Raw genomic sequence first — 25454 nt, 5'->3', positions numbered from 1 at the left:
CCTCTACCGGATTCCCCTGGTTTACCAGGGGAAAAGTGCCATGCTGTTTACGGGCTACAGAAGGACGCCGTTGGCGTCCGCGCTATCCTTCCCCGGGCTGAACCCTAAGGATTACCCACATCTCGATCATCGCTTGTAAACTGCGCTGACCGATGTTAACTTGAGCGCGTTCATGGACCGGAATGAACCGCATTGTCTGCAACGGGTGATTTCGATGACTGGGCCAGCGAAGAATTCGGCGCGGCGGCGCTGGGCGACGCCCGCCTGACGCAGCGCCTCGTTGCGCTCGCGCGACGGCTGGCGGAGAGCCCACAGTGTTCGTTTCCACAGTCGCTGGACGGGGCACAACTGAAGGCTGCCTATCGTTTCTTCGACAACCCACGGATCGACACCAACGGCGTATTGGCCAACCACATTGGGCAGACGCTGAACCGCATGCAGCAGGTCCCGGTCGTCCTGGCCCCGCAGGATACGACTGAATTCAACCTCATGCATCTGCCGGCGACGCAGGGACTGGGCCACGGCACGAGCAGTAATGTGCACGGATTCATGCTGCACAGCTTGCTGGCCGTGACACCTGAGGGCCTACCGCTCGGGGTGCTGGGAATGAAGACGTGGATTCGTGCACCCGAGGAATCCGGCAGATCGAAACAACGAAGGAAACGACCTATCGAGGAGAAGGAAAGCGTCAAGTGGCTCGAGGGCCTCGAGCATCTGGCATCGGTGAAAGCGCGCTGCCCCGACACCCACATCATCGGCATCTCCGACCGCGACGGCGATGTCTACGATGTGTTCATTGCTCCTCGGCCAGTGGGCGTTGACTGGCTGGTACGTGCAGCCTGGAGCCGCCGCGTTGCGCATCCGCAGGCATATCTGTGGGACGCCGTTGCGGCAGAGCCCGCTGTGGGCGAAACGGATCTGCTGGTGCCGACCCGGAATGGAAAAACACCGACACGCACTGCGCAATTGACGGTGCGTTGCAAGGCGCTCCGGTTGCGTCCGCCGCGCAGCCGTCAGCACGATAAGTTGCCGGATGCCGAGGTGTTTGTGATCCACGCGCTGGAGACTCAGCCCCCCGAGGGCGTCGAGCCGATCGAATGGATGTTGCTGAGTTCGGTGCCGACACTGACCTGCGATGACGCACTCGAACGTTTGGCGTGGTATGCCCGCCGTTGGACGATTGAATCGTGGCATCGCGTCCTGAAGAGCGGGTGTCAGATCGAGGCCCGACAATTCGGCCACCTGGATCGCTTCGTGCGCGCCACGGCATTGTTTGCTGTCATCAGCTGGCGCATCATGTACGCGACGCTGCTGGCCCGCCTTGATGGCGACCTGTCCTGCGAAGTGCTGCTGCAGCCACTCGAATGGCACGCGCTGTATTGCCGGATACACGGCACTACGCAATTGCCGGCCGAACCGCCAACGCTCGCGCAGGTGGTGCTCTGGGTTGCAAAGCTCGGTGGTTATCTCAATCGCAAGCACGACCATCCCCCTGGACCAACCGTGATGTGGCGTGGCTTTCTCGCACTGCACGAGAGCGCGGTCATGTATCGTATCTTCCGGCAAAACGAGTAGCCTACGTCGGAATCAAATCAAGAGATGTGGGTAATCCTCAGGCTGAACCCCGGGGTTTGACGCACATTCCGATCAAGATACAAACCGCGATTGAGCTTGTGCTCAACGGGGAAGCCCTGGTAGTGGAATACGCAGGTTCCGGCAACGAAACGGACTTCTGATTCTTCTCTAGTCCAGTTCGTGCCAGCGGGGCGAGCCAGACTCCGATTGATTGGTTCGGCCAAAGCTGTTTCCGAGGCCGTGCCAAGGTCGCTCTCCGACGTCCGCCATCCACTTTACGAGAAGCATTTAATACTTCAATAGACGAGCGCATCCAGTCCTGACGAAGCCGAGCAGGAAACGGTGTTTGGGGGAAAATGAGCCTTCCAGAACGATAGGACGAAAGATCAGGCGGGATGATCAGCAACAGGCGTAGTCCGGGTCGAATGGCTTGTTGTCACCTCGACGTATGTTGCCAGTCAGGCGATCCTTCAGGTACGCAGCCACAGCGCTAACAGCCTTGATCAGCACGATCAGCAACAGATTGAAAGCGACGTCTTTCATGGCAGATCCTTGAGTACGAGGGAGGCTGAAGTGCATCACGTATCTTTCTTATGCCAAGGGCCCGACCAAAGATTGAGAAACGCGTCTGTTCGCCGCCCGAGCGGCGATGCGTCACAGGGGGAGAACAAGTGTGGAATGTCGCCGCGATGCAACGGCGGGAGCAGATCAAGGAGACATTGGGGTGGCACGGCATGCATATGTTTCCAATTTTTTGCTAATCTTCGCGACAGCAGTGCATGTGAAAATACACTGATCGGGGCAGCGGTGTTTCGAAACGACGGGGTGGGTGGTCTGGAAACTCGCTGAACATTCTAAGCATTGAAAAAAAGGAAAAGTTGTGAAAAAGCTCGTTACGTTGTTGCTCGTCGCCACCTTGGCCGCGTGCTCACAACAACAGGAAGTCGCCTGCAATGGCGATGATGCAAAATCGGTGGTCACGTCAATATTGAAGGACCAGCTGATCAAACAGGTCACGTCCGACTTTGCCGGTCAAACTTCTGTTGCCGCGTCCAACGTGGACGGCTCCCTGATTCGTGCAACAGTTGAAAAGATTTCCATCGCCATCGACGATGTACTGACGTCAAAAAGCGACCCTAATAGCACCAAGAAGTTTTGCTCGGCAACGTTGAAACTTGAGGTGGCGTCGGATGTTGTGGCCAATTCCGATGTGGCGAGGAGCATGCTCTCGCTCACCAGCTCTCACCAGCAGGCGCTGCAAGCAGGCGTGGATTTCGACGCAAACACGATCAAAGCGCCGTTCGACTACAACGTTCAGCCGACCGATGATGGGAAGAAACTGTACGGCAGTACCAGCGAAAACAATGCGGCTCTCACCTTCGCATCCACGTTGATCGAGCAATCCTTGTTGAAAGATGCATTGGCGAAGCAAAAGGCCGATCAAGCTCAACAACAGCAGCAACAGGCACTTCAGGCGCAACAGCAGCAAGCGGAAATCGCCCAGGCGCAGGAGGCGGAAAGTCAGGCTACCCTGCAGAAAGCGCAGGCTGACATCAAGGCTGCAAATGACGCCATCAATGTTGTATGGAATGCTGGAAGCAAAGAGTGGCGACAAGGGATGTTGCCCGAACAACGTTTGTGGCTTGCACAACGGGAAAACGATTGCAAGATCAAAGCTCTTGGCGACGGCGCTTCCGACACCGTCGCTTTCCAAACGAGCAAGCTGAATTGCGAGGTGCAGGTGACGCTCGACCGAACGCAGGTGTTGAAGACGTCGTTGCAGCAAACTCTGTCACAGACTACCCAGTAATGTCTTTTCCGCTTGGCCGACGTGCTGCCACATCTCAGTGATCAGGTCTGTTGTCATCAGGCCATAACCACGAGTCAGTTTTGCGCCGGCAGATGGTCGCCGCCGGGCGCTTGAGGACCGAACCCAGAAATTTTCAAAAAGTTTTTGGGTTCCCGAATACAGCAGAGCCTTTCTCGCTTGACTTTTCTAGGTTCTGGAGTTTCTTATACGTAGTACACCGCCACGCCCGCCGCCTCCGCGCGCGAACAGCGTCTCCAGGAGCGCGTAGCTGCCGCCCGACACCTCGAAGTGAGGCCGCCCTAGAACTTGTGTTTTCCCGTCGACGCGACAAGACTGGCGCCCAGAGATTAGCGTAAACCGCACGCGTACTCACGCAACCATTTTATGGTCACGAGACGTCTCATCGATCACGTGCTCCAGCGGGTCGCTGTCGGCACGATAGCCGCTCATCGGTACGGCGTCTTCGAAGAACTGGGTGGCCGGGTAGCTACCAAAATAGGTGGCATCGAATTCCGACTTGTGCAGGTCGGGTATCGGTCCGCGCAGATCGGCCGCGCCGTCATAGGCAATGCGAGAGGCGCCGCCCGTGAAATCTGAGTTGCCTCCACGCCGCCCTATGGGAGCGCGCTCCAGCAAGATCGCGCGCGCGCCGGCCTGCCGTGCCGAGAGCGCCAAGTACAGCGCGGCATTACCGCCCCCGCCACGATCGCGTCACGGTTGTTCATCTGCCCACCATTCAAGTCCCGTTATGAACGATGATCGTGCACGGTCGTCTTCCGGTACAGTCCCTTTGAGCGAAAACCGTCTTTGGAATTCCTGGCGGATCGATAGGGCAACGCGTGATCGATAAGCGAACCTCGCGTCACGTGATTAGAAGGTGACGGTGAGCTCGAACATCGCGACAAATTGACTCGATGTCGTCGACGGCATCTAATTCTGCGAGTCGCCCACGACCGGGGCTGCATCAATGATATCGCCCGCACCCGCTGCGCCCAGCGTCCGTTCGCCTGCATGCTGCCAGGCTTGCAGCGCATAGACTGTCGTCCGTTTCGATAGTTGGTAGTCTTCATCGGGGATATCTGGTGATAGCTCGCCGAATCGTCGATTGCGTTTCATTCTGAGTAAGCGCCTGCATTACCCGCTCGATGTGGTCCTGACGTGCGTACACTGGTATGTAGCCTATCCGCTGGGCTAGCGTCACTTCGAAGAAATGGTGGCCGATCGTGGAACTGCAGTCGATCATTCGACTGTGCGCCGCTGGGCAATCAAGCTTTTGCCGGTACTGGAGAGGCCGAGTCTCGCTGCAAGCGCGCCGGCGACGGTGCGGCGCCGGATGAGGACCACCTTCTCGCAGGCACCTTCCAAGCGTCAGCGTCAGGGGGCAGCCGTGACCAGTTGCACCGGTGTCTCAAAAAACGCAGACAGTTCATCCTGTTTTTTCCGCCCGGCCACGGCCTTCAGTGCGAAGTCAATCCCGAATACGCCCTGTTTTGCAGGGAAATGGTCTGCAGTAGCGAGCACGGCACCGTCTCTTAACATCTGCCTGACCGGCGCGATATTGTCGTAGCCGCTCACGTAGACCCTGCCTTTGAGACCAGCTGCCTCGACCGCTTTTGCCGCGCCGATTGCCATCGGGTCGTTGCCGCACAGCAGGGCCCTGATCTGAGGATGCTGGCGTAGCATGTCCGCGGCCACCGCGCTCGCCGCAGCCGTTTGCCACTGTCCCGAGCGGACAGCGATCACCCTAACACCATGCGCACGCATGGCGTCGATGAATCCCGCAGTGCGCTGCTGCGCGTTCGACTCATTCTCGGGGCCGGCGATGATGCCGACCTCATCAGCGTGCACCAGCCGGGCCGCTACATAGTTGCCGACCAGCATCGCTCCCTTATGGTCATCCGGCCCGACGAACGGTACATGAATGCTATAGTTTTTGAGCGCATCGTCGTCCAGCCGGTTGTCAATGGTAATGACAATAATGCCAGCGCCGATCGCCGAAGCGACCACAGGCACGAGTGCCTTCGAGTCGACAGCCGCAAGTACAATGGCGTTCACCTTAGTCCGGATCATGTCGTGCATGATGCCAATCTGTGCAGTGGTGTCCGCGTCGTCGGCGATGCCGGCGGCCACCAGATCAAACTCGTTTGAATTGTGTTGCTGGTAGTCTTTCGCGCTATCCCACATGGCTCGACCGAACTGCTTGTCCAGCGATTTTGTCACCAGCGCGATGACCGGTCTGGATGGCATGGCCTGCGCGTATCCTGAGTCCCACGGCCAGATCGCGCCGAGTGCGGAGAGCGCGAGCAGTCGACGACGCGGGTTGGGCACCACGCGATCGCCCGGGTGTGCGTTGGCTGCTTCGGGTTGCTTCTTCTCGTTTAGTGTAGGACGCGTGATCGCCGCGAATAGCATGTTTATGACTTCACCTGATAGCAGTGGACCTCGTTTGCAAACCGGTCCGGAGCAGCGTTGAACGATAACTGGTAGCGGACAACCAAGCGCCGCGGCGCGAGGGCCGAGTCACGTCCGGAGCATCTCGCGCGGCATGGCTTTGCGGTTACCTTGCCGGCGCCGCACCGGTAGCCGGTCACCATACGCTTTCGCACAGGACAGCGCGTACTCGCACGCCGCCGGCTCGGTCGCAAGATAGCTGAAGGGCCGAGCGCCCGCTGTTTTTCATCGGCGCGGGTGACAATTGCGGATGCGGCGCATCCGCGGTCGGACAGGGATGCAACGGGCGTGATAACCGTCTCCTTATAGTGCACGGGCTGGTTGTGCATTTTTGCAAACCGGTCCGGAGCAGCGTTGAACGATGGCTGAGTCTGGCTGTCCCGATGTCTTACAAGAATAGCATTCAACTGGACGCGCGTTTCACTCCAGCGGAACTGGAGGGGTGAAGACGATGGCGGGCGACAATTCGTACAAACCAGGCGAAATGGTACAGGTTTCGGGCATTTATTCGGTCGTGCATGACGACGGGAAGGACTCTTTCAAAAGTCACGTGCGTCGAAGGGGGGCACTTTCCTCCAACGCGAGCGGCAAGGGAGCGCACTTGATCTGAAGTACGCCGCGACGCACTCGCACAAGCATGGCGAACTGCAGGGCACGGAAGCTCGAAGCTGACTTTATGCCGACTGCACGGCGCATCGCGGCAATGATGCGATGTCGGTGCGCCAGTATCGGTGCGCGCAAGTGTGGCCTTGCTCGCAAGCAAGCCACTGAAGATAGGGCTTCAACAATTCGTTTTCGAGGCATCATTGTTTGCAATGAGCCGAACGACAGTTCCTTCTCAACTACGAGCATGGTCTCAGCGAGCGACCCGACATCTCCACCTCTTTTCCGCTACAGAAAAATGCGGGACTTAAGGGTGACGTCCGAACCCGCGCCTTCAGTTGCCAACGCATCCGTCGGTCTCGGACACCTGGATTTCGTCGTGCAAAAGCACTGGGCGAGCCGACTTCATTACGACTTCCGGCTCGAGCTGGATGGGGTACTGCTGTCGTGGGACGTGCCCAAAGGCCCATGGTACGACCCGAACGAAAAGAGGTTGGCCGTTCATGGGGAAGACCATCCGGTCGAATATTCAACATTTGAAGGGACCATTCCGCGCAAGCAATACGGCGCTGGCACAGTGATAGTGTGGGACCGGGGCACGTGGGAGCCAGTCTGAAAGCCGCAAAAGAGAATCCATGCTGGCAAGCTGCTCTTCCGGCTCCATGGCCAAAAGCTCGCTGGGTTGTGGGAGTTGGTGCGCATATCGAAGCCGGGGGGCAGGCAGGACCAGTGGATGCTCTTCAAGAAGCGCGACGGGCGCTACCGCTCGCAGAATACGACGTCATCAAGGCGCTTCCCGCCAGCGTCACCACAAGGCCGCTCGGCCTCGTTGAAGAACGGGCGCCGAAAGCGGCGCGTCCGGTGCCCGGTGGCGAGCCGGAGATAGACCTTTCCGCGCGCTCAGCGCGCCGCTTCCAGCCAAACTCGAGCCGCAGAAAGCGACGCGTCATCGCTACCGACGCGCGGCGACTGGATAACAGAGACCAAGCTTGACGGATACCGAATGCTGGCGCGCGTCGACAGAGGGCGTGTGCGACTCTTCACGAGCGGTGGCCACGACTGGGTCATCCCCGAGCAGTCTGTCGACCCGCTCTTCCACGACAAGGCATATCTCATCGCGCCCGACAAACGCGGCGGCAAGCCCTACAGCCTGTTGCAACAGGCGATGCGGGAAAGCGGCGCTGCGCGCTGGCTAAATGGCCCTATAAGGGCAAGACGCGCATCGTCCAGATACGGACCGCAGACGACGGGATGGTGTTCCAGCAAGCTTCTATTCGCCGACGAGGCGCGTGAGCGAGCTACACATCGAGCAGGTCGCCGTGAACGTCTGTGTACTTGGACGCAGAGGCTGCGGTGGCGGCAGACGTTTGCGGCAGGTTGGGTAAACCCGGTTTCTTCCGCTCACATGTTTGCTGTATCTTGTTCATTAAGATTAGTAAGACGTACAAAACACCTGACAAATAGTGGTAGCCGGCAGCATGTGGCACACACTCGCCGGAGAAGCACGGCTAGTCAGCACACCTATGACTGAGAGAGCACAGTGAAAGTCGTCAGTAAAGCGGGCGCCTGGGTGAGTCCCTACACGCCGCAGACCCTTGACGTTGCCATCACGCATCTTGAGCGGGTCCTGCGGGCGGACGGTGTGGAGTCGTTGTTCGCCCAGGCTTACTGGCGCGGCCGGGTTCGTCAGGCGTATGCCACGCCGGGACTCACGCGAGGGCAACAGGAACGCTTACAGCGATTGCTTGACCGGCTCGGCAGCGCTCCCGCAGATTTCGAGCCTCGAATGCGGGCCGCTTGAGAATGCCCTGTTGACACTGCTGACTTCGGATGCGCACGGGCTCGGATTGCTGACTTGTGCCACCCAAAATGCCTCGCTTCACCCTCTTTTTTGGAACCTGATGCAGACGGGTACAGTGATGTGGGTTATCGATGTAAAGGGCGATGGCGGAAAAGACCTGTTTGCTTATTTTTCGGAAGTGAAGTCAGGGGCTTCAAGTCTCTTACGGATGGCCAAAAGGTTAGCTTTGAGGCTAAGCAGGGACCGAAGGGCTTGCAAGCCACAAATATCCAGCCGCTCTAGAAGGAGACTTCATGCGGCACTCGTCGATGCCCGATTTATCCGCGCTCTTGGCGCGGCTGCGCAATCTAGTTGATGGGTGCTCAGGATACTGTGCCTTTATTCCCTCCCTGCAATCTGACGCACTCCAGCAGTCCCTGGGTTTGCCCGCTCACGCCGCATTTAACAAAATGGCGCAGGTATTTCAGCCGACGCCGCCCGCGCCGCTAAACCGGCCGAGTCAGTCGAAACGCCTTTATTTAAACTCGAGGTAAAACGATGAACACGTACATCACTGAACAGATAGTTGCTGCACAAAAGGTCCGAGTGGAGGCCCTTTATGGATTTTTTAATAGTGCTTTCGCGGGTTACGAAAAGCTCATTGCATTGAACCTGCAGGCGGCCAAAGCTTCGATACTGGAGAACGAGGCCGTCGCGTCGGAGACCCTTTCGGGCAAGGACCCTCAGTCATTCCTCGAACTGCAGTCCCGGCAGTCGCAAGCGACTGCAAAGAAGGCGCAAGCCTATTGGCACCAGGTGAATGAAATTGCGACAGAGACGCGAAGCCAACTGCTCGCGTCAAGTGAAAAGCTGGCCAGCGAGTACGTTCGTGGGACTCAAGCAATTATCGATAATCTCGCCAAAAATCCGCCTGCAGGAAACGAAGCGATTACCGCCTTCTGGTCGAAGGCCTTCGGGACGATGCGGGACGCAGGTAACGCATTGCATGAGCAGACCAGGGCTGCGGCGAAGGAGGCGGCGGACGTCATCGACAAAGCTGGCAAGCCGGTGGTTAAGACTTAAAGCGCCAGGCGCATCTTATTTGCGGAAGGACCGCAGTCACGGTCCTTCCTTTAGATGGCCCAGCCAATGGGGCACCTCAACCATCTCATGGTGTTCGTTCATTCACGATCTGTGATGATTCCGGCTCAATATGCGCCTGCCGCCAAACCTACCCACGCGGTTCTCTACACCTGCTTACGCGTTTTGTGCCTAAGCGGGACCCAAGTTAGGTGGCACGATAGAAAACAGGTTGACCACGTCGCAGCGTTGTGTCTGAGGCAATCGCCGATGCCGCGAGTCACGCTACACCGATTTCAAATGGCATCTATATTTCCGCCTCCCGATTGGCTCGCCGGCTACAGAACGTCCGCACCGCCCGAACAGGTCGGGGGCGAACGGGTCATGCGGTCAACCCGTTGACGGTGACGTGCGCACGGTTATCATGCCGTCAATGGTGCACTGGGCAGCGCCATAGCCCCTCATCACGGCTTCGGCCTCGCTGGCGAACGGTCGGCCGTTGTCCTGACCGAAGCTCAACTGTCGAATTGGTTTTGAACTTGCGCCCGATGAGATGTGGACGACCGCGATGTATCCGACCGGCAGAGAAAGAACCTTCCCGTTCGGAATACCTTCAATCGACTCTGCGTTCACTGCGATGATGAAGTCCTTGTACCGATACGACCGATGCATGTCGAATTTGCGCAGTGCTGCGGCCTCATGAAATATGGCTTCCTGCACCCGTTGTTGCTGGCTCCTGCGTCCTCTCATGAACGCCTGAGCCAGGACCACCAGGGCAACTCACACCGCACGTGATTGCTAGCCCATGTGCAGGCCACCGTTCAACGAGAAGTCGGCCCCGGTCGCGAAGGCAGCTTCGTCGCTGGCAAGCCACGAGACAATCGAAGCAATTTCCGTAGCTTCCCCGAGCCGACGTATCGGAATGCTCTGGACGATTGCGTCCAGTACTTCGGGACGGACGGCACGAACCATATCGGTTCCGATGTACCCGGGTGAAACCGTATTCACCGTGATGCCCTTTGTCGCTACCTCTTGCGCCAGCGACATCGTGAAGCCGTGGATGCCCGCCTTGGCAGTCGAGTAGTTGGTCTGGCCGAACTGCCCTTTCTGGCCATTCACCGAAGAGATGTTGATGATGCGGCCCCACTGCTTGCTGACCATTTCCTCAATGACCTGCTTGGTCACGTTGAAGAGGCTCGTCAGGTTCGTGTTGATGACATCGTTCCAGTTCTCGCGCGACATTTTGCGAAACACCCCGTCCCGCGTAATGCCCGCATTGTTCACCAGCACGTCAATCTCACCCACCTCCTTCCTGATCTTGGCAAAGGCGGCTTCGGTCGACTCCCAGTCGGCGACATTGCCTTCCGATGCCGTGAAGAAAAATCCAAGGTCGGCCTGCTCGGCCAGCCACCGCTCCCTACGCGCCGATTTGGGCCCGCATCCTGCCACAACTTTGAGCCCATCCTTGTGCAGTCGCTGACATATCGCGGTACCAATCCCACCCATACCGCCGGTTACGTATGCAATTCGCTGTGACATGTTCCACCCCCGGTTTTGTTACGCTTAAGGACCAACATACTTTTGCCTGGTAAGCCACCCCGTGTTGACGACAAGTCCGGTTCCGTAGGACTGTCGCCACGATGACCAACCAGATAGTCAGATCGGAGCGGCCGATTGAAGCGACGCCGGGTCACCCACTCCCTTGCCCCTGTCTACCAGACCACGGTTTGCGTTACCGCCTGCTTGCCCTTCCGGGCGACAGCTCCATGCACTACTTTAAGTTAGTACGCCTTCAAAAACGCTCCACGTTTCCGTTTCAGCGCAAACTTGCCGACATCAGTCCAAAGATGGAGCTTACTCGCCCGATGGGACGACCGATACACTAAACTCTTCCCCGCCGCGCCGTCCGGTGGCATTCAGGTGCCCGATGACGTTGCACGCGTCTTACCCCGCCGTGACTGCGTTAGTTGCTGCTTCCGGGCGATGGACTTCCGGATAGATACCGGTCCGGGCGGCACATCGGGCGGCTGCTCTGGCAGGCGACCATGCTTGATAAAGCCGCGAAGCATCTCGACTGCCTCCGGCTTGCCGCGCTGCTCCAGTTTCCGGAGAAGTGCATCAGCAAATCCCTTCAGGTCGTAGCGCCCGTGCGACGCCTCGAACTGAAGAAGTGTTTCCATGACCGCCGCGTGAATGCTTTGCTCGTACAGCATGCTCGCGATGTGCGAAACACCTCGCGCCAACTCCATCTCAAAACCATTGAAGCGCCGGACGTCCTCAGACGACCGCTTACGTTTAACTGCCTTCACATCGTTACCCCGGTTCTGCAGAAAGCGGCCGTCGTTGCAACTTACTAAGGCATGCTGACGCCTCGCCGCAAGCAATACGTCGATAGACGTGACGGGAAAGTGAGTCTCGGCGTACGGTGCACTGACTCCATACTCCGCCATCGCCACGAAATGCGATTCAGGCGACGCGAGCCTGCCCGGTGCAAAGCCAGTGAACGTCGAGATTGAGGGCGGCGGCGAGATGCGTACAGGCGTTCAACGGCGGGACAGTGATGCCATGTCGCCAATATTGCACGTCGTGTTCGGTCACCCCAACCCACCTTGCTGCGCGCGCCGAACTGATGTCGGCCCGTTTGAAGGCCCTGTCGAGGCGTGCGGCCAAGGCCCGCCTCAGGCGGTCGTTCTCGATGCTACGCTCGAGGTGACCGATATCCGTCTCATGAAGATTCATTTTGTTGTTACGTCTCTCAGTATTTATTTTTAATGCATCTGGCGCCGGCCCTTCGGCGGCGTCGAACGATGCTACGCGTCCGTCATGACGGCATGATGACCCCGTACCGCACATCATCAGACTGCCTTGCCAAAACTGATATTCACAACTATTTCCCAATATGTGCGTCGGTGTCAAATGAAAAATTGGTTCGGGGAAAACCAGTGCGCCGCATCAGCGCGCTCTTCATGTTTTCCAGTCGAACGATGTACGGACCAGCGCACACGACTTGGACCCGTGGACGCGAGAAGCAGGAACGACGGCGCTGTCCCCACCAATTGAAGAAGGTGCGTCCTTGGGCGGGTTTGTCATAACGTCCCGCGCATCCAAGGTGCGCCTCCGGGTCGGCAGAGCTAGGCAGTCGAGGGGGGCGCCGGGTTTGCACTTAGGCGACGGGTGCACCCCAACACCAGCACGGCATTGGCCGAAATGCTCGTGAGCCCGGCGCCGGCATGACTGAACAAACGGGTTGACATCCACACGCCCGACACTAGAATCGACATTGCTGCATCGCACCAACATTCCACGCGGGTGCTGTTGTCAATGCTCCTTTCAGTGGAAGCGCGGCGAAGCAGGTTATTTGGAGTCCTTAAAACCGCGCACGCTGCTGTCGTCAGAGGGAGAAGTCCACTTCGGAGCGGGCCGCCGTTGCATGGGTCGAATGATGACCGATGCCGGCTATCCGCGTGGGAACGGTGGCGACCGGTGGTGCGAAACTGAGTGGGCGGCCTTTGATGCGAATGCGTTATGCGCACTGCGCTTGTTCAACGGGCGCTTGATCCCATCGGTTGCCAACAAAGGACGCGGGCGGGCGCATGCCCTGGCGGGTTCCACTTCATGCCCAGGAGCTTTATGTCTACATGGAATACACGGTGTGACGAGGCACGTGCACTGGAGCGGGTCAAGAATGCCGCTCGTGATGTGCAAGAGGCATGCATCGCTCTCCAGTACCATTTTCGACCCGATGGCGACGCACACCCGCCCATGCCGCAATTGGTCAGCTTTGAAGCAGCGATGCTGGAACTCAAGGCCGCCCGCGCGGCATTCGACGCGGCCTATAACTTCGCACCGACCGCGCAGGAGTCTCGAGCCGGCATGCATCTTCTTCGCGACTGATGTTGTGCGCACAACACAACGCCACCGGCGTCGGCCGCGTGGCCACAGAACAAATGATTGACATTCAACTGCTGTTCCCTAAAAATAGAATTGTTGCAGCGCAGCAAGTATTCGCTCTGCGCCGCATTGCTCGTGATTCGGCCCAGCGGTTTCCAGCCTTCGGCCGCCCCCCTCTTAGGAGTAAGTGATGAACAGCCTCACCCCTGAACCACTGGTTGCCGCACAGAAGGCCGGCCTCGAAACAACGTTTGCTCTCCTGAATAAGGCGTTCGAAGGCATCGAAAAGCTGGCCGGCCTAAATGTGCAAGCGGTCAAATCGACGCTCGCGGAGAATCAGGAAATGGTCGTCAAGGCACTTTCGGCAAGGGAGCCGCACGAACTGTTTTCACAACCGACGAGCCAGGCGCAACCCGCCGTTGAAAAGGCCCAGTCATACTGGCGCCACGTTTACGAAATCCTCTCCGGCACACAGGCCGACTTTGCGGCACTCGCCGAGGCACAGTACAAGCAGTTCCAGAGCGATGCGCAGGGTTTCATCGATGGCCTCGCGAAAAACGCGCCGCCGGGAAGTGAAAACACAGTGACTGCATGGAAGTCATTCTTCGCAACAGCGAGCGAGACGGCCAATTTGGCGTACGAAACTGCAGCGAAAGCTGCAAGGCAGGCAGTAGAAACAGCCGAAAGCAACGTCCATGCTGCGTCTTCGGCCAAACGGTCCCGACAAGCTGTTGTACCTATCGAACCTGTTGAAAAACAGTAGTGCTTTTGACGGCGGCGCCGCGGTCAAACGTTGTAGCGAGTCGCCGCTCCCTTGTTTTTGCGTGACCGTGGATGGATATGTGACAACCACTGCGCCTCGAACGCCTTCATCGGATATGTGACACGGTCCAGACATGTCGGCGTGTGGACTGGCAGATTCACTGCGGGGCTGCGAGGCAGCCTCACCGCTGCTTCGGATGAGTTGCACTAGCTACTAACAACGTGAAATGACCAAACTACTTCGTAGATGCCGCATTGCCCCGCGGGCAAGGAAGTGCTGCTAAACCAACGATAACAAGGTTGAAGGAGGCGCGGATGAACCCGGCCCAAAGGTCCTTGCGTTTGCTGGTCGAAAAATGGCTGACGCCAACCGCGGCGGCGGCGATTCGTGTAACCCGGTTTAGTCGCACAGGCTTCAGCAAAAGGCGTTACGTCAACATTGAGGTTGACCGACCGGGAGGCTCCGTCTCTCTCTTTTTCTTCCAGCACGATGACGGCACATGGCAGGTGTTCCCCCCCGGGAATGGGAGCTAAAAGGCCGGTGCGAGTCCCGCGTGCCTGGATTACCACAGCAACTCGAAAGGCTTACCATACCGGTTTTTTTCGCTGCATAAGGACTAACCGCTGGCGTCTCGCGCGGACTGCGGACAAAAAAACCCGAAAAGTTTGAGACTAGGTTATGCCCTCCTCTAAAAGAAAGATACCGGGTTCGAACCCTTGCACGTTCCGTGATATTGATCGGAATGCGCGTGCAAGCCTACAAATTCGAACTGATTCCCACCGGCGAGCAGACGCGCAAGATGCGCCGCTTCGCCGGCGCGTGCCGGTTCGTCTATAACAAGGCGTTGGCGTTGCAGCAGGAGCGCTATGCGGCCGGCGAGAAGAAGCTCGGCTATCCTGGCCTGTGCAAGCTGCTCACCGGGTGGCGCAACAGCGCGCAAACGCCCTGGCTTGCCGATGCGCCCGCGCATCCATCGCAGCAGGCGCTAAAAGATCTCGAGCGCGCCTATACGAATTTCTTCGAGAAGCGGGCAGCCTTTCCGCGTTTCAAGCGCAAGGGCATCGGTGATAGCTTCCGGTTCCCGGACCCGAAACAGGTCAAACTCGAGCAGGGCAACAGCCGTCTGTTTCTGCCAAAGCTCGGCTACATCCGCTACCGCAAGAGTCGGTCCGTGCTCGGCGAGGTGCGCAATGTCACGGTCAGCCAGTCTGGCGGGAAGTGGTTCGCCAGCATCCAGACGCAGCGCGAAGTCGACGTACCATTGCCGACTGCCACAAGCGCGATCGGCATAGACGGAAGTTTTCCAGCTAGTTGTCGCCTCGACGTTTTGAATTCAGGCTGCTTTTAATTCCTGGTTACGGGGTCGTCGAATGTTGACCGTCGGCTCAGCACGATCGGGATTCAGATGCACGACATGAACGCGCTGCCAGTCCCGCGTGGCACCTTTCCATCGTAGCGGATGACGTTCGCGCGCACCCTCGTAGAGCGCCTTGCGGCGCTCGAGGATGTCCTGATCAAGATTCGCATGGCGCTGGGCCGGCGTCACGAAACGGATCGCACTGTGGCGGTGTTCGTGGTTGTACCAGCGCACCAGTTCTGCAACCCAGGTGCGGGCGGCGAACAGGGTATCGAATGCCTCTAACGGATAAGCGGGCCGGTACTTCAGCGTTTTGAACAACGATTCCGAATAGGGGTTGTCGTTGCTCACGCCGGGGCGACTCAACGACGGCATCACGCCCAAGGCCTGCAAGGTGGCAAGCATCGTGGCGCCCTTCATTGGGCCGCCGTTGTCGGAGTGCAAAATTACCTGGTTGGGCTGTATCGCCTCACGCGCGCATAGATCCTTGAGCACCTCGCTGGCCTGGGCGCTACTCTCTTCGGCGTAGACCTGCCAGCCGACGATCTTGCGGCTGAACACGTCCATAAACAGATACAGATAAAAGTACTGCCCGCGGATCGTCGCCGGCAAGTACGTGATGTCCCAACTGTAAAGCTGATTCGGCGCGTCCGCGCGAACCGCTCGTGGTTTGCCGCATGATTTGACCGGCCGTTCACTGCGCCGATGGGCAAGCTGCTTCTCGGCTTTCAGCACCCGATAGAACGTCGACTCCGAGGCGATATAGCGTTGCTGGTCAGCCAGCCGAGGCACGATCTGGCTCGGCGGCAAATGACCAAACTCGGCCGAGTTCGCAACTGCCAGCAGCTCGGTGCGTTCCTCGGCGCTCAGCTTGTGAGATGGCTCATGGTGTCGTAACGAGCGCCCGTCCACCGCGTCAGGTTCGCCACCTTGCCAACGCTGAACCGTCCGTGCGCTCAGCCCCAGCATCTCACACGCGGGCGCCTGGCGAGCCCCCGCCAGGGTCGCCTCGCTGATCAGGCCGATCAATGTCTTGCGCTCTTCAAGGGCTGTCATTCGGCCTCGCCCTCGAACAGCGCACGATACTTTTTTTGCAGCACCAACAGCGCCGCCGCCTCCGCCAGCGCTTTCTCCTTGCGGTTCAATTCGCGCTGTAATTGGACATTGGCTTGCTTCAGATCCCGTACTTCCTGGCCGTTCTCACGCCGACCGCCGGTCCCGCCGACGGCGCAAAAATCCATGCGCCACTGCGTGAGATGATGAGCGAACAGCCCCCGCTCACGACACCACGCGTTCAGTGCTTCGTCGACCAGGCCGTGGCTCTCATGCAAAGCCAGCAGCCGTTCTTCCGGCGACCAGTCTTCTGGACGTTTTGCTAGTCCGGAGCCTGAGCTCCGACCCGCAGCGGCGCTACCTCTCATCCACTTCCTTAATGTCAGTAAATTCATGTTCAATTCGTCGGCCACCGATCCAACCGTGCGGCTCCCGCGCTGCAAAACTTTCGACAGCGCTTGCTCTTTGAACTCGACAGAATACGTTTGTTTCGCCTTCAACCTGCACCTCTGACTCTTCAATTTAAGAAAATTCAGAGGCGACAACTATTGTGACACCGGGGGTAGACGTCGGAATCGCACGCTTCGCCACGTTGAGCGATGGCTCGCACGTCGCCGCGCTCAACAGCTTCAGGAAGCACGAGCAGCGCCTCGCCAGGTACCAGCGGCACATGGCGCGCAAGAAGAAATTCAGCCGTAACTGGAAGAAAACGAAGGCCCGCGTGCAGAAGATTCACACTGACATCGCGAACGCCCGCAAAGACTTCCTGCACAAAGCTTCTGCAACGATCAGCAAAAACCACGCGCTCGTATGTATCGAAGACCTGCAGGTGCTCAACCTGGGCAAGTCGGCAAGGGGCACCATTGAGGCGCCGGGCAAGAAGGTCCGGGCAAAGGCCGGGCTCAATAAGTCTATTCCCGACCAGGGCTGACGCGAATTCCGGCGCCAACCCGAGTACAAGACGGCCTGGTCCGGCGGCCTGCTGCTCGCGGTACCGGCGCACAACACGAGCCGCACGTGCCCGTGCTGCGCACACGTGGCGAGGGAGAACCGGAAGACTCAAGCCCGGTTCGCGTGTGTGTCGTGCGGATACGGGAATCACGCCGACGTGGTCGGTGCAATCAATATTTTAGAGCGCGGACAGCGCTCGTTAGCCTGTGCTGATTCTTCGCCTGAGGTAAGGGCGTCGTGGCAGGAACCCGCCGAAGCGACTACGTAGCGCATCACGTAGCGCAGTAGGAGTCCTCCCCCTTCCCGGCCTTCGGCCGGCAAGCGTCAGCGAGAGGGGGAGATGGTATGAACACCTCCCTCCCCTCGGGGAAGTGCCAGGGCCGAAAGGGGCTCTCGCTTGACCGATGGCATCGATGTGCCAAAGTGAAAGTTCCACGAGTCACTTGAGGTAAGGAGAGCCCAAATGAATGCTACGACATATGGTCTGGATATCGCAAAGGCCGTGTTTCAAATGTACTGGGTAGATGGACAAAGTGGCGAGATCTGTAGTCGAAAATTCCGTCGTGAACAGCTGATCCGGTTTCTGGCAACCCGGGCACCAGGAAAGGTGGCGCTGGAGGCATGCGGAGGGGCGCACTGGTGGGCGCGAAAAATCCAGAGTCTCGGACATCAGGTGGTGTTGTTGCATGCGAAATACGTGCGTCCGTTCGTCAAAACCAACAAGACGGATGCGGCAGACGCCCAGGCGATCTGGACGGCGGCCCAGCAACCCGGGATGCGAACTGTGGCGATCAAGAGCGTAGACCAGCAAGCCATCCTGAGCCTGCACCGCATCCGGTCGGGCCTGGTGGCGACACGAACCCGCGAAACCAATCAGATTCGCGGGTTGCTTGCGGAATATGGACTGTACTTCCGATATGGCCGCAAGGCGCTCATGAATGAGCTCAAGGCACGTATGGCCGAGATAGAAGAGGTCGTGCCGCAGCTTGTCTGGCGGGCGTTGTTGCGTCAGCTCGAACAGCTCCAGCAGGTCGAGCAGGGGATTGACGAAGCCGAGCGGGAAAATCTGCAGTGGCTGAAATCCAGTCCCCAGGCAAAAACGCTCGATGACATAGCCGGCGTGGGTCCATTGACAGCCACAGCCACTGTTGCGGTCATGGGCTCGCCAAAGGCATTTCGCTCCGGACGCGCATTTGCGGCGAGTATCGGCCTGGTACCCCGTCAGAGTGGGACTGGGGGCAACGTCAGACTCGGCGGCATCAGCAAAAGGGGTGACCCCTATCTGAGACAGCTATTGATCCATGGCGCGCGAATGGTCGTGACCCATTCCAAACAACGTCCCCAGTGGGTAGAAGCGTTGCTGAAACGGCGTCCGGTCAATGTGGTGGTGGTCGCGTTGGCCAACAAGATGGCACGAACGGCGTGGGCGTTGCTCGCGCATAACCGGTCTTATGAGCGGGAATTTGTGAGCGAGCGACCAGCCGTCGCGGTATAGATTGAAACGATGAGTCTTTGAACACAGGAGTTGCGCAGAGCAAGGGTAACGTGTGATGGCAAACCAGGTCGGACCGTGGAAACGCAAACCTGATGACGTCCATGGGCGTGAAGCCCGCCGTGGGAGATGAGGTCGTTTCCAGCAGATTCCATCAAGGCCAGCGGGCACCGTCTCGCAATGAAGGTCGGATATAAGACTGCAACCGCTTCTGCTAGCCAAAACATCAACCCCCTGCCTTGCGGAACGGGAGGTGTTCATATAAGGAGATGTCAATCTTGTCATTCAGGACCAGCGCCTCGGCTTCGACGTCCTTCCAGACCGTGGTGCCCGCCGCGATCGTCGCGCCGCGCTTCACACGTACCGGCGCAACCAGTTGCGTATCCGAACCGACGAACACGTCGTCTTCGATGATCGTGCGGAATTTGTTCGCGCCGTCGTAGTTGCAGGTGATGGTGCCCGCGCCGATATTCACGCGCGCGCCGATATCCGCGTCGCCGATATACGTGAGGTGGTTCGCTTTCGAACCGTGGCCGAGCACCGCGTTCTTCACCTCGACGAAGTTGCCGACATGCGACTCGTCGTGCAGCGACGCGCCGGGGCGCAACCGCGCATACGGTCCGAGCACGGCATTCGCGCCGACTTCGGCGCCTTCGATGTGTGTGAACGCGTCGACGCGCGTACCGGCGCCGATGTTCGCATCGCGGATGACGCAGTTCGGCCCGATGGTGACGTTGTCGGCCAACGTCACGCGGCCTTCGAACACGCAGTTCACGTCGATCGAGACATCGCGACCACATTCGAGCGTGCCGCGTACATCCAGCCGCGCCGGATCGGCGAGCGTCACGCCCGCGACCAGCAGCGCATCCGCCACGTTGTGCTGATGAATCCGCTCGAGCTCGGCAAGCTGCTGCTTGCTGTTCACACCGAGCGTTTCCCACTCGTCTTCCGGCTGCGTGGTGACGACTTCGAGTCCGGCTTCGATCGCCATCTCCACCGCGTCGGTCAGATAGAACTCGCCTTGCGCATTGTCGTTCTTCAGCGCGGCAAGCCAGCCGCCCAGACGCTCGGTCGGCGCGACGATGATGCCGGTGTTGATCTCGGCGATCTCAAGCTGCTCGGGCGTCGCGTCTTTCTGCTCGACGATGCGTGACACCTTGCCTTGCGCGTCACGCACGATCCGGCCGTAGCCGCTCGGGTCCGCGAGTGTGACGGTGAGCACGCCGTAGCCGCCCTGCCCCGCGCGCCCGGCCAGCGCCTGTAGTGTGCCCGCGCGCGTGAGCGGCACGTCGCCGTAGAGCACCAGCGTGGGCGCGGACGGATCGAGCAGCGCCAGCGCCTGCTGCACCGCGTGGCCCGTGCCGAGTTGCTGTTCCTGCACCGCGAACTGCACGTCCGGCGCGGCAACTCCTTTACGCACCGCTTCGGCGCCATGGCCGATCACCACCACGAGATGCGTGGGTTTGAGCGTGCGAGCCGTGTCGATGACGTGAGCGAGGAGTGGCCGGCCAGCCAGGGGATGAAGCACCTTGGGAAGCGCGGACCGCATGCGTTTGCCGGTGCCCGCCGCCAGAATCACGATATTCATGTCGTTAGCGATCAATAGATTCCGGGCCGCTCGCCCGATTTTTTATCGGTAAGAAGGGTTGCTGCCGCGTGCAACTTGCGGCCGGTGATCAATCCTTTTTACGGCGTCCCACAGCGATCCGCTGCCGTCGCCGGCGTCACCGCATTCAGATCGAACTCCGCTTCCTGCAGCCCTTTCGGACTCGTCGCGACCCAGTGCAATTGCGTCGGCGACCGCACCAGTCCAACGCTGCCAGTGTAAGTCCATTGGATCGGCGACGGCTGCGTGCCCACGAGTTCGATCGATGCTGCAGTCAACCGCAAATGCAGCAGCCGGCCATCCTGTGACGGCGTAAACGCACGATCACCGATGAGGGCAATGCCCGCTTCGCGCACCGACGCCGGCATGCACGCGAGCGTCGCGGTCGTCTCGCCGTTCCGATCGATGAGTTGCGCAAAGCCTTTGCGGTCGCCCCCGGTGGCGACCACCAGAAAGCGGTCAACGGACGGCACGTAGGCCGCCGCATACGTGTAGTACTGCAGGCGCGGCGCAATCACGTGCGACGCGCCGAGAGCGCCGGTCGCAGGATCGAGCGTCGCGACCTTGAGCCGCGCGAACGTCTCGCCAGTCACGTATTGTTGCCACACGAGCAGCGCGCGCGTCGGCGAACCGGCGATCATCGGCCACCACTCGCGCGCCCGCGGCGCGACATCGGCCGCTTGGAGCAGCGCGCCGTTCGCGTCGTAGGTTTTGACGTAGACGCCGTTACCGGTACCGAGATTGTCGACCCCGCCTCCGTCAATCCAGTCGTTCGAATAGAACACGACGAAGCGCGGGCCGACCGCCGCGACGTGCCCCGAATGACCGCCCGACAACACGTCGACGGGATAAGGCCGCACGCTCTGAAGATCCGATGTGTAGACGCCATAACGCTGGCTCACCTCGTTGGGCGTATGCCATCCGTCCTCGAACGTCACCATCACGCGGCCACCGTCGTTCTGCGCAACCGACACCGGCTCCTGTGCTTCCGGCCGACTGATGAACACATGCGGCTTGCCGAGGTTCACCCGCTGCGGCGTCCAGCGCGCGACGTACACGTCGTGCGTCCAGTTACGGTCGCGGCCCGCGCCGCGTGGCGGCAGGCCTGAGCTGCTGAAGAACACGGTCGATACGCCGTGCGCGTCGGTCGTCACGCCGATTCCGTGCATATAGGCGCGCAGATCGCCCGTCGGCACGCGTGACGCATTGGCGGCCTTTGCCTTGGCCCCGGCCGCCGAAGCACAGGGGACCAGGCCAATCGCGACGCCGCATGCGGACGCCAGTACGAGAAGTGCAAATGTCGTCCGCATGCTGGGGCTCACTCCACGGTGACGGATTTCGCAAGGTTGCGCGGCTTGTCGACATCGGTGCCGCGCAAACAGGCGGTGTGATACGCGAGCAACTGCAACGGGACAACATGCAGGATCGGCGACAACGGCCCATAGTGCTGGGGCAGCCGGATCACGCGCACGCCTTCGCCGCTCGCGATCTGCGCATCGGCATCCGCGAGCACGAACAGTTGTCCGCCGCGCGCGCGCACTTCCTGCATGTTCGACTTCAGCTTTTCGAGCAGCGCATCGTTCGGCGCAATCGTGATGATGGGCATTTCGTTCGTGACGATCGCCAGCGGCCCATGCTTCAGCTCGCCCGCCGGATACGCTTCCGCATGCACGTACGAAATTTCCTTCAGCTTTAGCGCCCCTTCCAGTGCGATCGGAAAGTGCACACCGCGGCCCAGAAAGAGCGCATGCTCCTTGCGCGCCAGCGCCTGTGCCCACGCGACAATCTGCGGCTCCAGCGCGAGCACGCTGTTCAGCGCGGCCGGGAGATGATGCAGTTGCCTCAGCGCGTGCGCTTCCTGGTCAGCGCGCACGTGGCCACGTTCCTTGCCGAGCGTGAGCGCAAGCAGGAACAGCGCGACCAGTTGCGTTGTGAAGGCTTTCGTCGACGCGACGCCGATCTCTGGCCCAGCGCCCGTGTGGTACTGCAATTCCGTGAGCCGCATCATGGAGCTGTGCGGCACGTTGCAGATCGCGAGCGTATGGTGATGGCCGATAAGTTGCGCGTGCTTCAATGCGGCAAGCGTATCGGCCGTCTCGCCCGATTGCGACACAACGACGACCATCGCGCACGGGTTCACCACGCTCTCGCGATAGCGATACTCGCTTGCGATTTCCACCTGCGTCGGAATGCCGGCGATCGATTCGAACCAGTATTTCGCCGTCAGCGCCGAGTAATAGCTCGTGCCGCACGCCAGCAGTAGCACCGAATCGATCTCGCTGAAAGCGCCCTCCGCCTTCGCGCCAAACAGCGCGGGCGCGATTGCGCGCACGCGCTCGGTCGCGTCGGCGATCACCTGCGGCTGCTCGAAGATTTCCTTCTGCATGTAGTGGCGATACGGGCCGAGTTCCGCCGCATAGCGGCTCGCGTGCTGCCTTTGCACCTCGCGCCGCACGCTCGCACCGTCACGATCCACGATACGCACGCCGTCGCACGACAACACCGCGATGTCCCCTTCTTCGAGGAAGATGAAATGCTCCGCGGTACCGGACAGCGCCATTGCATCCGACGCCAGATAGGTGCCGCGCTCGCCGACGCCGACCACGAGCGGCGAACCTGCACGCGCGCCGATCACGCGGTCCGGCTCGTTCTTCGCGAACACCGCGATCGCATATGCGCCGCGCAGACGCAGCAACGAGTGTTGCACGGCGGTCAGCAGATCGCGCGACGCGTCCTGTTCGCGCGTGTAGTGAATCAGATGCGCGATAACTTCCGTATCGGTATCCGATTCGAAGGCATAGCCGAGCCCTTTCAGTTCGTCACGCAATGCTTCATGGTTTTCGATGATGCCGTTGTGAACCAGCGCGATTTCGTCGCGCGAAAAGATCGGGTGAGCGTTGTCGGCGACAGGCGCGCCGTGCGTCGCCCAGCGCGTATGCGCGACGCCGGTCGTGCCCGACAGTCGGGCTTCCTCGATCTGCGCCGCAAGGTTCGCGACGCGCTCGACGCTGCGCACGCGGCGCGGCGCGCCGTGCTGCAACACTGCGACGCCGCACGAGTCGTAGCCGCGATATTCGAGGCGGCGCAAACCTTCGGTGAGAACTGCGACAACGTCGCGTTGCGCCACTGCTCCTACTATTCCGCACATGGTGGTCTCCGTGATGCGTTCGATTATGGGTTATCTTCTGCGCTGCGCCCTCAGGCGGCCTGCCGCTCGACTTCGGTCACCGATACGATGTGCGAGATCATGCCGGCGGCGTCGTGGTACGCGACGAGGCAGCGGCCAGCTTGACCGACGGCAAGGTCGCGCGTCGCATCGTCCGACACGTCGACGCTGACGGGAATACGACGCACGCGGTCGGTGTTAAGCGCGTCCATCTGGCGGCCGAAGGTCCAAAGTATCATGGTCGCGGCGACGGCCACGATGCCGGTGATGCCCGGCATGAATGCGTCGAGCGACAACTCTTCGGGACTCGCATTCGCAAGACACCAGCGGATGTAGACAGCCGCCAGCACCCACGTGCACAGCACAAGCGCCGGCCGGACGATGCGATACCACGCGACAGAGCGCAACGCTTTGCCCCTGCTGGATTCTGTTGCGAACTGGGCGACGGACTGTTTCGAAACATCGATGATGGGGAAGTTCATTGTGTGTAGCCCTTATCAGGAATGTTGACCAGCTTGAGTAACTTCGAGCGAGGCGCCGTTCTCCGTCTGAGCGCCTGAACTCGGAGAGGAATCGACCGTCACGGCGCCGCTCGAACGGATGCCGCGATCGGGACTGACCCAGCGCGCGCGCGTGCGGCGCCGCTGGCTGACGACGCCGGGCAAGGCGATGACCGACGCAATCATGCTGATGGCCCAGAACGCGGCCGGATACCAGACGGTGTCGATGAAATAGCGCAACAGGTTTTTGTCGTAGCGCCGGTCGATCAGGCAGCCGATCAGGATCTGCGCGCAGCAGGTAGCGAACAGCAGCACGCCCGTGCCGCGCGGGACGAACGCGAAGCGCCATGTTTCAGGCAGCGTGAACATCGCGGTCGCCGCCATCATCACGAGCGTGAACAGCATGCAGTACGCCCATACGATGCTGACCGCGTATTCGAGGAATATCGGCCACATCATCATGTTGCGACGGGACAGCATTGCGCCCGCATATTTGAACAGCACCTGAATGCCGCCCTTCGCCCAGCGCAGACGCTGCTTGTAGAGGCCGCGAAAAGTCTCCGGCATCAGAATCCAGCTCAATGCGCGCGACTCGAAATGCACGTGCCAGCCTTGCACCTGGAGCTTCCAGCTAATGTCGATGTCTTCAGTCAGCATGTCGGAACTCCAGTAGCCGACTTCCTGCAGCGCGCGCTTGCGGAACATCGACACGACGCCCGACACCGTCAGCAAACGCCCATACATATGCTGCGTGCGCTTGATGAGGCCGACGATCGACGAGAACTCGCCCACCTGCATGCGTCCCAGCAGCGACGACCGCGTGCGGATGCGCGGGTTGCCCGTCACGGCGCCCACCGACGCGTCGTTGATGAAGTGGCGCAGCATCCAGCCGATTGCTTCCTTGTCGAGCAGCGAGTCGCCGTCGATGCACATCAGGTACTCGGCATCGCTCAACATCGCCGCCGTCGTGAGGCCGATCGCCTTGCCCTCGTTCTGGTGCTGATGCACGACCAGGAGTTTTGGATAGAAATTAACGAGTTCGTTCAGGATCGCGCCCGTTTCGTCACGGCTGCCGTCGTTGATCGCGATTATGTCGTAGTTCGGATAGTTCAGCTGATCCAGGCACGCGATCACCTCGCGCACGTTGTCCGCCTCGTTATAGCAAGGCACTACCACCGACACTTTCGGATACGACGGCAACGGCCCGACCGTCGTCTGGTTCACGTCCCTCCGTTCAATCAGCAGATAGTGCAGCAAACCGCCCACCATCCAGAGATACGCCATCAGGAGCGGATAGTAAAAGACGAAGTTCGATATGACGTTCATCACATTTTTCATTGTTGTCCTCTAGCGTGGGCTTTGCGTGGCGGCCTGAG

General features: G+C 59.8%; 20 protein-coding genes and 7 pseudogenes. 14 read left to right on the top strand and 13 right to left on the bottom strand.

Features of this window, described 5'->3' with window-relative positions:
- The first annotated feature begins 192 nt into the window (after positions 1–192).
- Positions 193–1575 (top strand): IS4 family transposase, encoded by a 1383-nt coding sequence (locus tag HF916_RS01675; protein WP_168787387.1) that lies wholly within the window; start codon positions 193–195, stop codon positions 1573–1575.
- 399 nt (positions 1576–1974) lie between these two features.
- Here HF916_RS01675 and HF916_RS01670 read toward each other — a convergent pair whose 3' ends face one another.
- On the bottom strand, positions 1975–2118 hold the full coding sequence (locus tag HF916_RS01670) for a hypothetical protein (RefSeq protein ID WP_168787576.1): 144 nt from the start codon (positions 2116–2118) through the stop codon (positions 1975–1977).
- A gap of 337 nt (positions 2119–2455) precedes the next feature.
- On the opposite strand from HF916_RS01670, the gene HF916_RS01665 reads away from it, so the two are divergent.
- On the top strand, positions 2456–3385 hold the full coding sequence (locus tag HF916_RS01665) for a lysozyme inhibitor LprI family protein (RefSeq protein ID WP_168787575.1): 930 nt from the start codon (positions 2456–2458) through the stop codon (positions 3383–3385).
- A 369-nt stretch (positions 3386–3754) separates the two neighbouring features.
- On the opposite strand, the gene HF916_RS01660 is transcribed toward HF916_RS01665, so the two are convergent.
- Together HF916_RS01660 and HF916_RS01655 are read right to left on the bottom strand one after the other, a co-directional pair.
- The gene (locus tag HF916_RS01660; RefSeq protein WP_168787574.1) at positions 3755–4060 is read right to left on the bottom strand and encodes a hypothetical protein; all 306 of its coding nucleotides are present in this window, start codon (positions 4058–4060) and stop codon (positions 3755–3757) included.
- A 255-nt stretch (positions 4061–4315) separates the two neighbouring features.
- On the bottom strand, positions 4316–4501 hold the full coding sequence (locus HF916_RS01655) for a hypothetical protein (protein ID WP_168787573.1): 186 nt from the start codon (positions 4499–4501) through the stop codon (positions 4316–4318).
- On the opposite strand from HF916_RS01655, the pseudogene HF916_RS49735 reads away from it, so the two are divergent.
- A pseudogene (locus HF916_RS49735) lies at positions 4461–4676 on the top strand (IS6 family transposase); the annotation flags it as partial. The gene HF916_RS01655 and the pseudogene HF916_RS49735 sit on opposite strands and share 41 nt — an antisense overlap.
- An 83-nt stretch (positions 4677–4759) precedes the next feature.
- Here the strand turns inward: HF916_RS49735 and HF916_RS01650 are convergent.
- Entirely contained in the window at positions 4760–5797 is a 1038-nt protein-coding gene (locus HF916_RS01650) for a substrate-binding domain-containing protein (RefSeq protein WP_168787572.1), read from the bottom strand.
- Between the two features lie 490 nt (positions 5798–6287).
- On the opposite strand from HF916_RS01650, the pseudogene HF916_RS50140 reads away from it, so the two are divergent.
- The 5 genes and pseudogenes from HF916_RS50140 to HF916_RS01630 all read left to right on the top strand — a co-directional run bounded on the left by HF916_RS50140 (position 6288) and on the right by HF916_RS01630 (position 9302).
- A pseudogene (locus tag HF916_RS50140) lies at positions 6288–6508 on the top strand (hypothetical protein).
- Positions 6474–7055 carry a DNA polymerase ligase N-terminal domain-containing protein gene (locus HF916_RS51615; protein WP_346777703.1) on the top strand — a complete coding sequence of 194 codons (582 nt, stop codon included), beginning with the start codon at positions 6474–6476 and terminating at the stop codon, positions 7053–7055. The pseudogene HF916_RS50140 and the gene HF916_RS51615 overlap by 35 nt, the downstream one beginning before the upstream one ends.
- A gap of 450 nt (positions 7056–7505) precedes the next feature.
- Positions 7506–7761 (top strand): annotated as a pseudogene (locus HF916_RS50130) (Ku protein); the annotation flags it as partial.
- 579 nt (positions 7762–8340) lie between these two features.
- A pseudogene (locus HF916_RS01635) lies at positions 8341–8522 on the top strand (cold-shock protein).
- Between the two features lie 255 nt (positions 8523–8777).
- Entirely contained in the window at positions 8778–9302 is a 525-nt protein-coding gene (locus tag HF916_RS01630) for a phasin family protein (RefSeq protein WP_168787571.1), read from the top strand.
- 387 nt (positions 9303–9689) lie between these two features.
- Here the strand turns inward: HF916_RS01630 and HF916_RS01625 are convergent, their stop codons facing one another.
- The 3 genes from HF916_RS01625 to HF916_RS01615 form a co-directional block, all read right to left on the bottom strand.
- Positions 9690–10019 (bottom strand): hypothetical protein, encoded by a 330-nt coding sequence (locus HF916_RS01625; protein ID WP_206001758.1) that lies wholly within the window; start codon positions 10017–10019, stop codon positions 9690–9692.
- Positions 10020–10097: 78 nt separating this feature from the next.
- Positions 10098–10838: a 3-ketoacyl-ACP reductase gene (locus HF916_RS01620; protein ID WP_168787569.1), complete on the bottom strand. Its 741-nt coding sequence runs from the start codon at positions 10836–10838 to the stop codon at positions 10098–10100.
- A gap of 377 nt (positions 10839–11215) precedes the next feature.
- Positions 11216–11755 (bottom strand): hypothetical protein, encoded by a 540-nt coding sequence (locus HF916_RS01615; protein ID WP_168787313.1) that lies wholly within the window; start codon positions 11753–11755, stop codon positions 11216–11218.
- Positions 11756–11798: 43 nt separating this feature from the next.
- Here HF916_RS01615 and HF916_RS01610 point away from each other — a divergent pair, with 43 nt between their 5' ends.
- The 4 genes and pseudogenes from HF916_RS01610 to HF916_RS01595 all read left to right on the top strand — a co-directional run.
- The gene (locus tag HF916_RS01610; RefSeq protein ID WP_168787568.1) at positions 11799–12071 is read left to right on the top strand and encodes a hypothetical protein; all 273 of its coding nucleotides are present in this window, start codon (positions 11799–11801) and stop codon (positions 12069–12071) included.
- Positions 12072–13061: 990 nt separating this feature from the next.
- Positions 13062–13193, top strand: coding sequence for a hypothetical protein (locus tag HF916_RS51360; protein ID WP_277352262.1), 132 nt, complete (start codon positions 13062–13064; stop codon positions 13191–13193).
- 187 nt (positions 13194–13380) lie between these two features.
- The gene (locus HF916_RS01600) at positions 13381–13953 is read left to right on the top strand and encodes a phasin family protein (protein WP_168787567.1); all 573 of its coding nucleotides are present in this window, start codon (positions 13381–13383) and stop codon (positions 13951–13953) included.
- Between the two features lie 742 nt (positions 13954–14695).
- A pseudogene (locus HF916_RS01595) lies at positions 14696–15247 on the top strand (RNA-guided endonuclease InsQ/TnpB family protein); the annotation flags it as partial.
- 39 nt (positions 15248–15286) lie between these two features.
- Here HF916_RS01595 and HF916_RS01590 read toward each other — a convergent pair.
- Positions 15287–16863 (bottom strand): annotated as a pseudogene (locus tag HF916_RS01590) (IS3 family transposase).
- Between the two features lie 59 nt (positions 16864–16922).
- Here HF916_RS01590 and HF916_RS01585 point away from each other — a divergent pair.
- A pseudogene (locus tag HF916_RS01585) lies at positions 16923–17582 on the top strand (RNA-guided endonuclease InsQ/TnpB family protein); the annotation flags it as partial.
- A 195-nt stretch (positions 17583–17777) separates the two neighbouring features.
- On the top strand, positions 17778–18809 hold the full coding sequence (locus HF916_RS01580) for an IS110 family transposase (RefSeq protein ID WP_168787386.1): 1032 nt from the start codon (positions 17778–17780) through the stop codon (positions 18807–18809).
- Positions 18810–19032: 223 nt separating this feature from the next.
- On the opposite strand, the gene glmU is transcribed toward HF916_RS01580, so the two are convergent.
- The 5 genes from glmU to pgaC form a co-directional block, all read right to left on the bottom strand.
- On the bottom strand, positions 19033–20394 hold the full coding sequence (glmU, locus tag HF916_RS01575) for a bifunctional UDP-N-acetylglucosamine diphosphorylase/glucosamine-1-phosphate N-acetyltransferase GlmU (protein ID WP_168787566.1): 1362 nt from the start codon (positions 20392–20394) through the stop codon (positions 19033–19035).
- Between the two features lie 98 nt (positions 20395–20492).
- Entirely contained in the window at positions 20493–21722 is a 1230-nt protein-coding gene (locus tag HF916_RS01570) for a hypothetical protein (protein ID WP_168787565.1), read from the bottom strand.
- Positions 21723–21730: 8 nt separating this feature from the next.
- The gene (gene glmS, locus HF916_RS01565; RefSeq protein WP_168787564.1) at positions 21731–23560 is read right to left on the bottom strand and encodes a glutamine--fructose-6-phosphate transaminase (isomerizing); all 1830 of its coding nucleotides are present in this window, start codon (positions 23558–23560) and stop codon (positions 21731–21733) included.
- Positions 23561–23610: 50 nt separating this feature from the next.
- Complete coding sequence (locus tag HF916_RS01560; RefSeq protein ID WP_168787563.1) at positions 23611–24060, bottom strand: hypothetical protein; 450 nt, start codon at positions 24058–24060, stop codon at positions 23611–23613.
- A 15-nt stretch (positions 24061–24075) separates the two neighbouring features.
- Positions 24076–25416 (bottom strand): poly-beta-1,6-N-acetyl-D-glucosamine synthase, encoded by a 1341-nt coding sequence (gene pgaC / locus HF916_RS01555; RefSeq protein ID WP_168787562.1) that lies wholly within the window; start codon positions 25414–25416, stop codon positions 24076–24078.
- Positions 25417–25454: the final 38 nt, after the last annotated feature.

The sequence above is a fragment of the Paraburkholderia aromaticivorans genome (assembly GCF_012689525.1).
Classification (GTDB): domain Bacteria; phylum Pseudomonadota; class Gammaproteobacteria; order Burkholderiales; family Burkholderiaceae; genus Paraburkholderia; species Paraburkholderia aromaticivorans_A.
The sequence above is the reverse complement of the archived record's forward strand: the minus strand, read 5'-3'. Positions and strand labels throughout refer to the sequence as shown.

Bases quoted from the DNA above. Each gene is read 5' to 3' on its own strand.
- HF916_RS01655 (WP_168787573.1), bottom strand. From the start codon at position 4,501: ATGAAACGCAATCGACGATTCGGCGAGCTATCACCAGATATCCCCGAT.
- HF916_RS01650 (WP_168787572.1), bottom strand. From the start codon at position 5,797: ATGCTATTCGCGGCGATCACGCGTCCTACACTAAACGAGAAGAAGCAA.
- HF916_RS01560 (WP_168787563.1), bottom strand. From the start codon at position 24,060: ATGAACTTCCCCATCATCGATGTTTCGAAACAGTCCGTCGCCCAGTTC.
- HF916_RS01630 (WP_168787571.1), top strand. From the start codon at position 8,778: ATGAACACGTACATCACTGAACAGATAGTTGCTGCACAAAAGGTCCGA.
- glmU (WP_168787566.1), bottom strand. From the start codon at position 20,394: ATGAATATCGTGATTCTGGCGGCGGGCACCGGCAAACGCATGCGGTCC.
- HF916_RS51615 (WP_346777703.1), top strand. From the start codon at position 6,474: ATGGCGAACTGCAGGGCACGGAAGCTCGAAGCTGACTTTATGCCGACT.
- HF916_RS01580 (WP_168787386.1), top strand. From the start codon at position 17,778: ATGAATGCTACGACATATGGTCTGGATATCGCAAAGGCCGTGTTTCAA.
- glmS (WP_168787564.1), bottom strand. From the start codon at position 23,560: ATGTGCGGAATAGTAGGAGCAGTGGCGCAACGCGACGTTGTCGCAGTT.
- HF916_RS01620 (WP_168787569.1), bottom strand. From the start codon at position 10,838: ATGTCACAGCGAATTGCATACGTAACCGGCGGTATGGGTGGGATTGGT.
- HF916_RS01600 (WP_168787567.1), top strand. From the start codon at position 13,381: ATGAACAGCCTCACCCCTGAACCACTGGTTGCCGCACAGAAGGCCGGC.
- HF916_RS01570 (WP_168787565.1), bottom strand. From the start codon at position 21,722: ATGCGGACGACATTTGCACTTCTCGTACTGGCGTCCGCATGCGGCGTC.
- pgaC (WP_168787562.1), bottom strand. From the start codon at position 25,416: ATGAAAAATGTGATGAACGTCATATCGAACTTCGTCTTTTACTATCCG.
- HF916_RS51360 (WP_277352262.1), top strand. From the start codon at position 13,062: ATGCCGCAATTGGTCAGCTTTGAAGCAGCGATGCTGGAACTCAAGGCC.
- HF916_RS01670 (WP_168787576.1), bottom strand. From the start codon at position 2,118: ATGAAAGACGTCGCTTTCAATCTGTTGCTGATCGTGCTGATCAAGGCT.